The sequence below is a fragment of the Streptomyces sp. LaPpAH-108 genome, assembly GCF_000373625.1.
Taxonomy (GTDB): domain Bacteria; phylum Actinomycetota; class Actinomycetes; order Streptomycetales; family Streptomycetaceae; genus Streptomyces.
Genome location: NZ_KB891994.1, coordinates 112,412 through 125,795, shown reverse-complemented (window position 1 = coordinate 125,795; position 13,384 = coordinate 112,412). Strand labels below are relative to the sequence as shown.

Sequence of the window (13,384 nt, the reverse complement as noted above, 5' to 3'; positions counted from 1 at the left end):
GTCAGTTCACTTCCTTGAGGGAACGGTAGGCGGCGACGAGGGCCGTGGTGGAGGGGTCCAGGCCAGGGACCTGGGCGCCCTCGGTGAGGGCGGGCTCGATCCGCTTGGCGAGGACCTTGCCGAGTTCGACGCCCCACTGGTCGAAGGAGTCGATGTTCCAGACCGCGCCTTGCACGAACACCTTGTGCTCGTAGAGGGCGATGAGCTGGCCGAGCACGGAGGGGGTCAGCTCGGGGGCCAGCACGGTCGTGGTGGGGTGGTTGCCGCGGAAGGTGCGCGCGGAGACCTGCTCCTCGGCCACGCCCTCGGCGCGGACCTCGTCGGCGGTCTTGCCGAAGGCGAGGGCCTGGGTCTGGGCGAAGAAGTTGGCCATCAGCAGGTCGTGCTGGCCCTTGAGCGCGTCGCTCAACTCCTCGGCCGGACGCGCGAATCCGATGAAGTCCGCCGGGATCAGCTTCGTACCCTGATGGATCAACTGGTAGTACGCGTGCTGCCCGTTGGTGCCCGGAGTACCCCAGACGACCGGGCCGGTCTGCCACTCCACCGGCGCCCCGTCACGCTGCACCGACTTGCCATTGGACTCCATGTCCAACTGCTGCAAGTACGCGGTGAACTTCGACAGATAGTGGCTGTACGGCAGCACCGCCAGCGACTGCGCGTCGAAGAAGTTGTTGTACCAGATCCCCAACAGGCCCATCAGCAAAGGCGCGTTGGCCTCCGCCGAGGCGGTGCGGAAGTGCTCGTCCACGATCCGGAAACCGTCCAGCAGCTCCCGGAACCGATCCGGACCGATCGCGATCATCAGCGACAGACCGATCGCCGAGTCGAACGAATACCGCCCGCCGACCCAGTCCCAGAACTCGAACATGTTGTCCACGTCGATCCCGAAACCGGACACCTTCTCGGCGTTCGTGGACAGCGCCACGAAGTGCCGGGCGACCGCCTTCTCGTCACCCAGAGTCTCCAGGAGCCACTGCCGCGCGGAGGTGGCGTTGGTGATCGTCTCGATCGTCGTGAACGTCTTCGACGCCACGATGAACAGCGTCTCCGCCGGGTCGAGGTCGCGGATGGACTCGTGCAGGTCGGCGCCGTCCACGTTGGAGACGAACCGCACGGTCAGGTCGCGGTCGGTGAAGGCGCGCAGCGCCTCGTACGCCATGGCGGGACCGAGGTCCGAGCCGCCGATGCCGATGTTCACGACGTTCTTGATGCGCTTGCCCGTGTGACCGGTCCACTCGCCCGAGCGCACCCGGTCGGCGAAGGCGGCCATCTTGTCGAGCACGGCATGCACGCCCGGGACGACGTTCTCGCCGTCCACCTCGATCACGGCCTCACGCGGAGCCCGCAACGCGGTGTGCAGCACCGCGCGGTCCTCGGTCACGTTGATCCGGTCACCACGGAACATCGCGTCCCGCAGCCCGAACACGTCCGTGGCCGTGGCGAGTTCCTGGAGCAACGCCAGCGTCTCGTCCGTCACCAGGTTCTTGCTGTAGTCGATGTGCAGGTCGCCCACCTTGACGACGTACCGCTCGGCGCGGGACGGGTCCGCCGCGAACAGCTCGCGCAGGTGCGGCTGGGGCGTGGCACGGTGGTCGGCGAGCGCCGTCCACTCGGGCCTGCGGGTGAGCTTGGGGGTGTCTGACGGTGCGTCGGACATGTCAGGAGTTCTCCTTGGTGGCCTCGCCCTTGAGGGCGATGGCGTACATCTCGTCTGCGTCGAGGCGGCGCAGCTCCTCGGCGATCAGCTCCGAGGTCGGGCGGACCTTCAGCGCCAGGGTGCGCGGCGGCTGGCCCGGCAGGGTCAGCGTGGCCAGCGGGCCCTCGGGCCGGTCGATCACGATCTCGCCCTCGGCGGTGCCGAGCCGTACGGCGGTGACGACCGGGCCGTCGCTGACGACGCGGTCCACCTTCACGTTCAGGCGGGCCTCCAGCCAGCGCGCGAGCAGCTCGGCGCTGGGGTTGTCCGCCTCCGCCTCGACGGCGGCCGAGGTCACCTTGACCCGCGCCTGGTCCAGCGCGGCGGCGAGCATCGAGCGCCACGGGGTCAGCCGGGTCCAGGCGAGGTCGGTGTCGCCGGGGGCGTAGGTGCGGGCCCGGGTCTCCAGGACCTCCAGGGGCCGCTCGACCGCGTACAGGTCGGTGATCCGGCGCTGGGCGAGCGCGCCCAGGGAGTCCTTGGAGGGCGCCTCGGGGGCCTCCACCGGCCACCAGACGACCACGGGGGCGTCGGGGAGCAGCAGCGGCAGCACGACGGACCCGGCGTGGTCGGAGACCTCGCCGTAGGTGCGCAGCACGACGGTCTCACCGGCGCCGGCCTCGGAGCCGACCCGGACCTCGGCGTCGAGCCGGGAGTGGGTCCGGTCGCGCAGGGTGCGCGGGTGGCGCTTGATGACGACCAGGGTGCGCGAGGGGTGCTCGTGCGAGGCTTCCTCGGCGGCCTTGATCGCGTCGTAGGCGTTCTCCTCGTCCGTGACGATGACCATCGTCAGGACCATGCCGACGGCCGGGGTGCCGATCGCTCGGCGGCCCTCCACCAGCGCCTTGTTGATCTTGCTTGCCGTGGTGTCGGTCAGGTCGATCTTCATGGCCTGCGCCAGCTCCGTCCGTCTCGTGCGAGCATCTCGTCGGCTTCCCGCGGTCCCCAGCTGCCGGAGTCGTACTGCGCCGGCTTGCCGTGGGTGTCCCAGTACTCCTCGATCGGGTCGAGGATCTTCCAGGACTCTTCCACTTCCTGGGTGCGCGGGAACAGGTTGGCGTCGCCGAGCAGCACGTCCAGGATGAGCCGTTCGTACGCCTCGGGGCTGGACTCGGTGAAGGACTCGCCGTAGGCGAAGTCCATCGAGACGTCCCGGATCTCCATGGAGGTGCCGGGCACCTTGGAGCCGAAGCGCACGGTCATGCCCTCGTCGGGCTGGACGCGGATGACGATCGCGTTCTCGCCCAGCTCCTCCGTGGCGGTGGAGTCGAAGGGGGAGTGCGGGGCGCGCTTGAAGACGATCGCGATCTCGGTGACGCGACGGCCGAGCCGCTTGCCGGTGCGCAGGTAGAACGGCACGCCCGCCCAGCGGCGGTTGTCGATCTCCAGCTTCACGGCCGCGTAGGTGTCGGTGGTCGACTCGGGGTTGATCCCGTCCTCTTCGAGGTAGCCGACGACCTTCTCGCCGCCCTGCCAGCCCGAGGCGTACTGGCCGCGCACGGTGTGCTCGCCCAGGTCGTCGGGGAGGCGGACCGACTTGAGGACCTTCAGCTTCTCGGTGAGCAGCGAGTCCGCGTCGAACGCGATCGGCTCCTCCATGGCGGTGAGCGCCATGAGCTGGAGCAGGTGGTTCTGGATGACGTCACGGGCGGCGCCGATGCCGTCGTAGTAGCCCGCGCGACCGCCGATGCCGATGTCCTCGGCCATGGTGATCTGTACGTGGTCGACGTACGACCGGTTCCAGATGGGCTCGTACATCTGGTTGGCGAAGCGGAGCGCCAGGATGTTCTGGACGGTCTCCTTGCCGAGGTAGTGGTCGATCCGGAACACCTGGTCCGGCTCGAAGACCTCGTGCACGATCGCGTTCAGCTCGTGCGCGCTGGCCAGGTCGTGGCCGAAGGGCTTCTCGATGACCGCGCGGCGCCAGGAGCCCTCGGGGGCGTCCGCCAGGCCGTGCTTCTTGAGCTGCTGGACGACCTTGGGGAAGAACTTCGGCGGCACCGAGAGGTAGTACGCGAAGTTGCCGCCGGTGCCCCGGGAGGCGTCCAGCTCGTCGACGGCCTGCTTGAGCTGGTCGAAGGCGGTGTCGTCGTCGAAGTCGCCGGGGATGAACCGCATCCCCTCGGCGAGCTGCTGCCACACCTCCTCGCGGAACGGCGTGCGCGCGTGCTCCTTGACGGCGTCGTGGACGACCTGGGCGAAGTCCTGGTCCTCCCAGTCGCGGCGGGCGAAGCCCACCAGGGAGAAGCCCGGCGGCAGCAGACCGCGGTTGGCCAGGTCGTAGACGGCCGGCATCAGCTTCTTGCGGGACAGGTCACCGGTGACACCGAAGATGACCAGGCCCGAGGGCCCCGCGATGCGGGGCAGGCGGCGGTCGCGGGCGTCGCGCAGCGGGTTGTCCCAGTCGGCGGCCGGAGCCACCGGGACGCGCACCTGCTCGGCCGCGCGGGCCGCGGCGGGCCGCTCCTTGGCCTTGGCGCGCGTCTTGGTCCCGGCCTCGGCGGGAGCCGCCTCGACCTCGGCCTCGGCCGGGGCCTGCGCGGCCCCGGCTTCGGCGGGGGCCGCCTTGGCCCCGGCTGACTTGCTTGCCATTACGCGTCCACTCCCTTGCTCTTCAGGGACTCGGTCACGGCCTCCAGCAGCTCCAGCCAGGCGGCCTCGAACTTGGCGACGGCCTCGTCCTCGAGCTGCTGGACGACCTCGTCGTAGGAGATGCCCAGCTTCTCCACGGCGGCGAGGTCGGCGCGGGCCTGCTCGTAGCGGCCGGTCACCGTGTCACCGGTGATGTCGCCGTGGTCGGCGGTGGCCTTGAGCGTGCCCTCGGGCATGGTGTTGACGGTGCCGGGGGCGACCAGCTCGTCCACGTACAGGGTGTCCTTGTACGCCGGGTCCTTCACACCGGTGGAGGCCCACAGCGGACGCTGCTTGTGGGCACCCGCGGCGGCAAGCGCCTGCCAGCGGTCCGAGGAGAAGACCTCCTCGTACGCCTCGTAGGCCAGACGGGCGTTGGCGAGGGCGGCGCGGCCCTTCAGGGCCAGGGCCTCGTCGGTGCCGAGAGCGGTCAGGCGCTTGTCGATCTCGGAGTCCACGCGGGAGACGAAGAAGGACGCCACGGAGTGGATCTGCGACAGGTCGATGCCGCGCTCCTTGGCCTTCTCCAGACCGGCCAGGTAGGCGGCCATGACCTCGCGGTAGCGCTCCAGGGAGAAGATCAGGGTCACGTTGACGCTGATGCCCAGGCCGATGACCTCGGTGATGGCCGGCAGGCCCGCCTTGGTGGCCGGGATCTTGATCATCACGTTGGGGCGGTCGACCAGCCAGTTCAGCTGCTTGGCCTCGGCGACCGTGGCGACGGTGTTGTGGGCCAGACGGGGGTCGACCTCGATGGAGACCCGGCCGTCGCGGCCCTCGGTGGCGTCGTACACGCCACGCAGGATGTCGGAGGCGTCGCGCACGTCGGCGGTCGTCATCATGCGGACGGCCTCGTCGACGGTCAGGCCGCGCACGGCCAGGTCGGTCAGCTGCTCCTCGTACCCCTCGCCCGAGCCGATGGCGGCCTGGAAGATGGAGGGGTTGGTGGTGACGCCGACGACGCCGCCGCCCGTCACCAGCTCGGCGAGGCTGCCCGAGGTGATCCGCTTGCGCGACAGGTCGTCCAGCCAGACCGAGACGCCCTCGTCGGCGAGGCGCTTGAGGGAACCGGGGGTGCTGATTGCTTCGGTCACAGTGCTCATTCTTTCTTTGTCGCGTGGATCAGGCGCGCGCGGCGGCCAGCGATTCGCGGGCCACGGCGGCGACGTTCTCGGGGGTGAAGCCGTACTCGGCGAACAGGGTCTTGGCGTCGGCGGAGGCGCCGAAGTGCTCCAGGGAGACGATGCGGCCCGCGTCGCCCACATAGCGGTACCAGGTCAGGCCGATGCCGGCCTCGACGGCGACGCGCGCCTTGACGGCGGGCGGCAGGACGCTCTCGCGGTAGGCGCGGTCCTGCTGCTCGAACCACTCCACGGACGGCATGGACACCACGCGCGTACCGATGCCCTCGGCCTCCAGGGCCTCCCGGGCGGCCACGGCGAGGTGGACCTCGGAGCCGGTCGCGATGATGATCACCTCCGGGACCTCGGTCGAGGAGTCACGCAGGACATAGCCGCCCTTGGCCGCGTCCTCGTTCGGAGCGTACGTCGGGACACCCTGGCGGGTGAGCGCGAGTCCGTGCGGGGCCGGGTCGGTGGCGTGCCTCTTCAGGATCTCGGCCCAGGCGATGGCGGTCTCGTTGGCGTCCGCCGGGCGGACGATGTTGAGGCCCGGGATCGCGCGCAGCGAGGCCAGGTGCTCGACCGGCTGGTGGGTCGGGCCGTCCTCGCCGAGGCCGATGGAGTCGTGCGTCCAGACGTAGGTCACCGGGAGCTGCATCAGGGCCGACATGCGCACGGCGTTGCGCATGTAGTCGGAGAACACCAGGAAGGTGCCGCCGTAGATGCGGGTGTTGCCGTGCAGGGCGATGCCGTTCATCTCGGCCGCCATGGAGAACTCACGGATACCGAAGTGGACCGTACGGCCGTACGGGTTCGCCTCGGGCAGCGGGTTGCCCTCCGGGAGGAAGGAGCTGCTCGCGTCGATGGTGGTGTTGTTCGAGCCCGCGAGGTCGGCGGAGCCGCCCCACAGCTCGGGCAGGACCGGGCCGAGGGCCTTCAGGACCTTGCCGGAGGCGGCGCGGGTGGCGACCGAGGTGCCCTCCTCGAAGACCGGCAGGGCGTCCTGCCAGCCCTCGGGCAGCTCGCCCTTGGAGACGCGGTCGAACAGCGCGGCGCGCTCGGGCTGGGCGGTGCGCCACTCGGCGATCTTCTTGTCCCAGGCGGCGTGCGCCTCGGCGCCCCGGTCCAGGGCGCGGCGGGCGTGCCGCAGCACCTCGTCGGAGACCTCGAAGGACTGCTCCGGGTCGAAGCCGAGGACGCGCTTGGTGGCCGCGATCTCCTCGGCGCCGAGCGCCGAGCCATGGGAGGCCTCGGTGTTCTGGGCGTTCGGGGCGGGCCAGGCGATGATCGTGCGCATCGCGATGAGGGAGGGGCGCCCGGTCTCGGCCTTGGCGGCGGCCAGGGCCGCGTACAGCGCGGGGACGTCCACGTCGCCCTCGGCGGTGGGCTCGATGCGCTGGGTGTGCCAGCCGTAGGCCTCGTACCGCTTGAGGACGTCCTCGGAGAAGGCGGTCTCGGTGTCGCCCTCGATCGAGATGTGGTTGTCGTCGTAGAGGAAGACCAGGTTGCCGAGCTTCTGGTGGCCGGCGAGCGAGGACGCCTCGGCGGAGACGCCCTCCTCCAGGTCGCCGTCGGAGACGATCGCCCAGATGGTGTGGTCGAAGGGGGAGGTGCCCGCGGGGGCCTCGGGGTCGAACAGGCCGCGCTCGTAGCGGGCGGCCATGGCCATGCCCACCGCGTTGGCGGCGCCCTGGCCGAGCGGTCCGGTCGTCGTCTCCACGCCGGCCGTGTGCCCGTACTCCGGGTGGCCGGGCGTCTTGGAGCCCTGGGTGCGGAACGCCTTGAGGTCGTCCAGCTCCAGCTCGTAGCCCGCGAGGAAGAGCTGGGTGTAGAGGGTCAGCGAGGTGTGGCCCGGGGACAGCACGAAGCGGTCACGGCCGGTCCACTCGGGGTCCGCCGGGTCGTGCTTCATCACCTTCTGAAAGATCGTGTACGCGGCAGGCGCGAGGCTCATCGCGGTGCCGGGGTGGCCGTTGCCGACCTTCTGCACGGCGTCGGCCGCGAGAAGCCGGGCCGTGTCGACGGCGCGGCGGTCGAGATCGGTCCACTCGAAGCTCTCGGGTGTCTGCGTGCTCATCTTCAAGAAGTCCTCGTTCGAAGCCGGGTTACTGATCAAACGCGTTCAAACTTAAAAGTCTGACTTTTTCGCGGAAAGGTCGGGGTGTGTCAGCCTGTGGTGAATCTGGGACATCGAACGCGTGAGAGGGACGGCGCGAAAAGAACATGGCGGACAGAACCACTCAAGCCGCTCCGGGCGGTCGGCACGGCGAGGGCATCGCGACCTTCCCCTTCCCGACCGAGCTGGCGGTGGGCGGCGTCGGGATGCAGGTCGGGGCGATGGGCACCGACCACACCTGGCACGCCGACGCGCCGCTCGACCGCGTCCACCGCATCGACTTCCACGTGGTCATGCTCTTCACCGAGGGCCCCGTACGGCACATGATCGACTTCGCCGAGTACGAGGCGGGGCCCGGCGACCTCCTGTGGATCCGCCCCGGCCAGATCCACCGCTTCGACCGCACCAGCGAGTACCGGGGCACGGTCCTCACCATGCAGCCCGGCTTCCTGCCCCGCTCCACCGTCGAGGCCACCAACCTCTACCGCTACGACCTGCCGCCGCTGCTGCACCCCGAACCCGACCAGCTCGCCGCCCTCCAGGCGTCCCTGGACCAGCTGCGCCGTGAGTACGAGGACACCACCACCCTCCCGCTCAGCCTGCACACCGCCGTCCTGCGGCACAGCCTGACGGCGTTCCTGCTCCGGCTCGCCCACCTCGCGGCCAGCTCCGCCGAGGCGTCCCGGCGCCAGGCGGACACCACCTTCACCCTCTTCCGTGACGCGGTCGAGAAGGGGTTCCCCACCAACCACAGCGTCAACGCCTATGCCGACGCGCTCGGTTACTCCCGGCGCACCCTGGTCCGCGCGGTGCGCGCCGCCACCGGCCAGACCCCCAAGGGCTTCATCGACCGCCGGGTCGTCCTGGAGGCCAAACGCCTCCTGGCCCACACGGACATGCCGATCGGCCGGGTGGGCGCGGCCGTCGGCTTCCCCGACGCCGCGAACTTCTCCAAGTTCTTCCAGCTGCACACGGGGCAGACACCGGTGGCGTTCCGGGCGGAACTGCGCTGAGTCGGGGCGGGACCTCGGGGGCGGACTTGACCTTCACCCCGGCGTGAAGGCCGAGGCTGCCGACATGAACCGAACGCCCCACCCGTCCCGGGCCCTCGCGGTCCTGACACTCTGCTCGTTCACCCTCGGCACCGGCGAGATCATGATCGCGGGGCTGCTGCCCGGCATCGCCGACGACGTCTCGGTCCCGCTGTCCACGGCGGGGCTGCTGGTCAGCGCCTTCGCCCTGACCGTCGTCGGCGGCGGCCCGGTCCTCGCGCTCGGCACCGGCCGGGCCCCGCGCCGGGGACTGCTCGTCGCCCTGATGGGCTGTTACGTCCTCGGCAACGTCGTCTCCGCCCTCGCCCCGGGCTTCGGCCTCCTCGCCGGGGGCCGGGTCCTCGCCGCCCTCGCGCACTCCGCGCTGATGCCGCTGTTCTTCCGCACCGCGGCCGACCTCGTGCCGCCGCAGCGGCGCGGCCGGGCGGTCGCGCGGGTCTCGACCGGCTTCAGCCTGGCGATGGTCGCCGGGCTGCCGCTCGGCACCGCCGTCGGGCAGTGGCTGGGCTGGCGGGCCACCTTCTGGGCCGTGGCCGCGCTGACGGTCGTGGTCACGGTGTGCGTGGCTCGGCTGGTGCCGGGGACGGCGGAACGGGACAGCGAGGAACCGGCCGCCGCCTCCGAACCGGCCGCCCCCGAACCGGCTTCCTCGATACGGCTTTTGACGGAACTGCGCGTGCTCGGCGACCGCCCCGTGCGCGCCGTCACCGCCATCACCGCGCTGAGCGCGGCAGCCGCCTTCACCGCGTACACCTACGTCACCCCGCTGCTCACCGACACGGTCGGCTTCAGCCCCTCCGCCACCACCGTGCTCCTGCTGCTGTTCGGCATCGGCGGCACCGTGGGCAGCACGGTCGGCGGACGCCTCACCGACCGCTCGGTGACCGGCGCGATCGGCTGGACCGTGGGCGCGCTCGCCGCGACCCTGCTGCTCCTGGCCGTCACCGCCGGGGCGAAGGCGCCCGCGGTGGCCGCCCTGTTCCTCTTCGGCGCCGCCTACTACGCCGTCATCCCGGCCGTGAACACCCGGCTGCTCGATGTCGCCGCCGGACGGGCCCGCACCCTCGCGCTCACCGTGCAGAGTTCGGCGTTCAACCTCGGTACGGCGCTGGGCGGCTGGCTCGGCGGACGGCTGCTCACCGCCGGGGCCGGGCTGGACCGGCTGCCGCTCGCGGGTAGCCTGATCGCGCTCGCCGCGCTGGCGTGGGCCCTGCGGGAGGCGGCGGGGGAGCGGCGCGGCGCCGTGGCGGACCGGCCGGGCGAGCACGTCGCCTGACCTCCGGGAAAGAGGGAACACCATGCGCATCGGGGAGCTGGCCCGGGCGACCGGCACCACCACGCGGGCGCTGCGCTACTACGAGGAACACGGGCTGCTCCGCCCCGAACGCTCCGCGAACGGCTACCGCTCCTACGGCCCCGACGCCGTCCGCGTCGTCGAGAACATCCGGCTGCTCCTGGCCTCCGGCCTCACCACCGACGACCTGCTCCTGATCGAGGACTGCCTGCGCGACGAATTCGCGGGCACCCACACCTGCGCGGAACCCGGCGCCAAGACGGCGCTGTTCGCCCGGCGGCTGACCGTGGTCCAGGCGCGGATCGACGAACTGGTGCGCGTACGGGCCGGGTTGCTGGACCGGCTGACGGAACTGGGCGCGCGCCCCGGAAACGGCTGTCGCCAGGAGGCGGACCCCCTGGCGACAGCCGCCGTCCCCGCGCGCTGACAGAACTCGCCGGCAGAACTCGCCGACCGGACGCTCAGTGGGCGAAGCCGAACCAGTTCACGTTCACGAAGTCGGCCGGCTGGCCGCTGCTGAAGGTGAGGTAGACGTCGTGCTTGCCGGTCACCGAGGAGATGTTGGCCGGGACCGTGCGCCAGGTCTGCCAGCCGCCGGTGTTGCCGACGGCGAAGCTGCCGATCGGGGCGTTGGAGCGGCTGTCGAGGCGGACCTCGATGAGGCCGCTGACGCCGTCGGGGGCGCCGCTCGCGACACGGGCCTTGAACTGCGTGGCCGGGGTCGAGCCGAAGTCGACGCCCTTGTAGAGAGCCCAGTCGCCGTTGGAGACGTAGCCGAGGTCCTGGCCGCCGCCGGTGTCCGTGGTGGACTCGGTGGTGGTGCCGGACTGGCTGTCGTAGGACTCGGCCTGGATGGTGCCGTAGGCGTCACGGCTGCCGCCGGTGGGCGGGGGAGTGGTGCCGCCACCGCCGGACTGGAGCACCTGGACGTAGTCCACGGTCATCGGGTGCCCCGGCTCGGTGCCGCCGTCCGGGCCGCCGCCGAAAGCGCCCGGGAAGCCGCCGCCCATCGCCACGTTGAGGATGATGAAGTAGCCGTGGTTGGTGGCGTTGGCCCAGGTGGTCGCGTCGACCTGATTCGCCTTGACGGTGTGGAAGTTGACGCCGTCCAGGTAGAAGCGGATCTCCTCGGGGCTGGTGGAGCGGTCCCACTCCATCGCGTAGGTGTGGAAGCCCGCCTGGCAGGAGGTGCCGGTGCAGGAGGTCGAACCGCCGATGCCGGTGGTCTCGTTGCACGGGCCGCCCGGGTTGGTGCCGCAGTGCACGGTGGACCAGTTGGTGTTCAGGCCCTGGACGTTCTCCATGATGTCCAGCTCGCCGACGCTCGGCCAGTTCCAGTAGTTGCCCCGGAACGGCGCGCCGAGCATCCAGAACGCGGGCCAGTAGCCCTTGGCCGCCGCGCCCGTGACATTGGGCAGCTGGATGCGTGCCTGCACGCGCAGCTTGCCGCCCGCCGGGGGCTGGAAGTCGGTGCGCTTGGTCTCGATACGGCCCGAGGTCCAGTTGCCGGAGCCGTCGCGGCGCGGGGTGATCAGCAGATTGCCGTTGCCGTCCAGGGCGACGTTGCTGGTGCTCGAGGTCATCGTCTCGACCTCGCCCGTGCCCCAGCCCGCGGCGCCGCCCGGGTACGAAGTCCCGGTGTCGTACTGCCAGTTGGAGGTGTTGACGCCGGAACCGGCCGCGCCGTCGAAGTCGTCGAGGAAGACCTGGCTCCAGCCGGAGGACGGTGCGGGCGCGGAGGCGTCGGCGGGGGCGACGCCCGTCGCCGCCGCCACGGCCGCCAGGCCCAGCGTGCCGATGGCCGCGACGAGGGCCCGGCGGACCGAGTACCGGCGTCTGCCGACCGCGCGCGGTATACCGGAGGTTTCGCTCATGGGGGTGCCTTCCGGGTACGGGGAGAAAGTGCTGCGGGTGCCCTTGAGAGCGCTCTCAAGATGCGGCCAATGTGCTCCGCGGCCCTGCGGGCGTCAAGGGTTGAAGCAAGGAAAGTCCTTGCGGTGCAAGGGAGTTCACGCCCTGAAGCCGCCCGTACCGGAGCAGATCGCGCCGTACCCGCCCCGCGCGTGCCATGATCCGGGGAGGTGACCGAGGGCGGCGCGCGAAGGGCAGGGACGTGAGGCTGACGATTCTGGGGGGCGGCGGATTCCGGGTGCCGCTCGTGTACGGCGCGCTGCTGGGCGACCGGGGCGCGGGGCGGGTCACCGAGGTCGTGCTGTACGACACCGACGCGGGGCGGCTGCGGGCCGTCACGCGGGTGCTGGGGGAGCAGGCGGCGGGGGTGGCGGACGCGCCGCGGGTCACGGCCACCGTCGATCTGGACGAGGCGCTGCGCGGGGCCGACTTCGTGTTCTCCGCGATCCGTGTCGGGGGGCTGCGGGGGCGGGCCGAGGACGAGCGGGTCGCGCTGGCCGAGGGGGTGCTCGGGCAGGAGACCGTCGGCGCCGGGGGCATCGCGTACGGGCTGCGGACCGTGCCCGTCGCGGACGGCATCGCCCGCCGGGTGGCCCGACTGGCGCCGGACGCCTGGGTCATCAACTTCACCAACCCGGCCGGGCTGGTCACCGAGGCCATGTCCCGGCATCTGGGCGACCGCGTCATCGGCATCTGCGACTCCCCGGTCGGCCTCGGCCGCCGTATCGCCCGGGTGCTCGGCGTCGATCCGCGCGAGGCGTTCGTGGACTACGTCGGCCTCAACCACCTCGGCTGGGTACGGGGGTTGCGCGTCGCGGGGCACGACGAACTCCCGCGTCTGCTCGCCGACCCGGCGCTGCTCGGCTCCTTCGAGGAGGGGCGCCTCTTCGGCACCGACTGGCTCCAGTCGCTCGGCGCGATCCCCAACGAGTACCTGCACTACTACTACTTCAACCGCGAGACCGTACGCGCCTACCAGGACGCCGAGTTGACGCGCGGGGCCTTCCTCAGCGAGCAGCAGGCCCGCTTCTACGCCGAGGCCGCCGACCCCGGCGTCTCCGCCCTCGCCGCCTGGGACCGCACCCGCGCCGAACGCGAGGCGACGTACATGGCGGAGAACCGGGAGAGCGCCGGAGCGGGCGACCGGGAGGAAGAAGACCTGTCCGGCGGCTACGAACAGGTCGCCCTCGCCCTGATGCGGGCCATCTCCCGCGACGAACGCACGACCCTGATCCTCAACGTCCGCAACCGCACCACCCTTTCGGCCCTGGACGCCGACGCGGTCATCGAAGTCCCCTGCCTGGTCAGCGCCGACGGCGCCCACCCCCTCACCACCGCCCCCCTCCCCGCCCACGCCACCGGCCTGGTCTGCACGGTCAAGGCCGTCGAACGCGAGGTCCTGGCCGCCGCCGGTTCCGGCTCACGAGCGAGCGCGATCAAGGCGTTCGCCCTGCACCCCCTGGTCGACTCGGTGAACGTGGCCCACCGCCTGCTCGACGGCTACACCGCCGTGCACCCGGAGTTGGCGTACCTGCGCTGAACGGAGGGCCACTCCGCCGAGTG

10 protein-coding genes are annotated in these 13,384 nt (G+C 71.2%); 4 read left to right on the top strand and 6 right to left on the bottom strand.

The genetic code is table 11. The features are described from left to right. Position 1 precedes the first annotated feature (1 nt). From pgi to tkt, 5 genes are read right to left on the bottom strand one after another with little or no spacing between them, the layout of a single operon-like run. On the bottom strand, positions 2-1,657 hold the full coding sequence (pgi, locus tag B079_RS0116270) for a glucose-6-phosphate isomerase (RefSeq protein ID WP_018546895.1): 1,656 nt from the start codon (positions 1,655-1,657) through the stop codon (positions 2-4). Between the two features lies 1 nt (position 1,658). Next, positions 1,659-2,585 carry a glucose-6-phosphate dehydrogenase assembly protein OpcA gene (gene opcA, locus B079_RS0116265; RefSeq protein WP_018546894.1) on the bottom strand — a complete coding sequence of 309 codons (927 nt, stop codon included), beginning with the start codon at positions 2,583-2,585 and terminating at the stop codon, positions 1,659-1,661. After that, on the bottom strand, positions 2,582-4,288 hold the full coding sequence (gene zwf, locus B079_RS0116260) for a glucose-6-phosphate dehydrogenase (RefSeq protein WP_018546893.1): 1,707 nt from the start codon (positions 4,286-4,288) through the stop codon (positions 2,582-2,584). The genes opcA and zwf overlap by 4 nt, the downstream gene beginning before the upstream one ends. Further along, entirely contained in the window at positions 4,288-5,430 is a 1,143-nt protein-coding gene (gene tal / locus B079_RS0116255; protein WP_026248757.1) for a transaldolase, read from the bottom strand. Before tal ends, zwf begins: the two co-directional genes overlap by 1 nt. A gap of 19 nt (positions 5,431-5,449) precedes the next feature. Next, positions 5,450-7,525: a transketolase gene (gene tkt / locus B079_RS0116250; protein ID WP_018546891.1), complete on the bottom strand. Its 2,076-nt coding sequence runs from the start codon at positions 7,523-7,525 to the stop codon at positions 5,450-5,452. A gap of 146 nt (positions 7,526-7,671) precedes the next feature. On the opposite strand from tkt, the gene B079_RS0116245 reads away from it, so the two are divergent. The 3 genes from B079_RS0116245 to B079_RS32170 all read left to right on the top strand — a co-directional run bounded on the left by B079_RS0116245 (position 7,672) and on the right by B079_RS32170 (position 10,337). Continuing rightward, the gene (locus tag B079_RS0116245) at positions 7,672-8,577 is read left to right on the top strand and encodes a helix-turn-helix domain-containing protein (RefSeq protein ID WP_018546890.1); all 906 of its coding nucleotides are present in this window, start codon (positions 7,672-7,674) and stop codon (positions 8,575-8,577) included. A gap of 64 nt (positions 8,578-8,641) precedes the next feature. Further along, on the top strand, positions 8,642-9,892 hold the full coding sequence (locus B079_RS0116240; RefSeq protein ID WP_026248756.1) for an MFS transporter: 1,251 nt from the start codon (positions 8,642-8,644) through the stop codon (positions 9,890-9,892). Between the two features lie 22 nt (positions 9,893-9,914). After that, positions 9,915-10,337 (top strand): MerR family transcriptional regulator, encoded by a 423-nt coding sequence (locus B079_RS32170; protein WP_018546888.1) that lies wholly within the window; start codon positions 9,915-9,917, stop codon positions 10,335-10,337. 34 nt (positions 10,338-10,371) lie between these two features. Here B079_RS32170 and B079_RS0116230 read toward each other — a convergent pair whose 3' ends face one another. After that, positions 10,372-11,784 (bottom strand): glycoside hydrolase family 16 protein, encoded by a 1,413-nt coding sequence (locus tag B079_RS0116230; RefSeq protein ID WP_018546887.1) that lies wholly within the window; start codon positions 11,782-11,784, stop codon positions 10,372-10,374. Between the two features lie 239 nt (positions 11,785-12,023). Here B079_RS0116230 and B079_RS0116225 point away from each other — a divergent pair, with 239 nt between their 5' ends. Next, positions 12,024-13,361, top strand: coding sequence for a 6-phospho-beta-glucosidase (locus B079_RS0116225; protein WP_026248755.1), 1,338 nt, complete (start codon positions 12,024-12,026; stop codon positions 13,359-13,361). Positions 13,362-13,384: the final 23 nt, after the last annotated feature.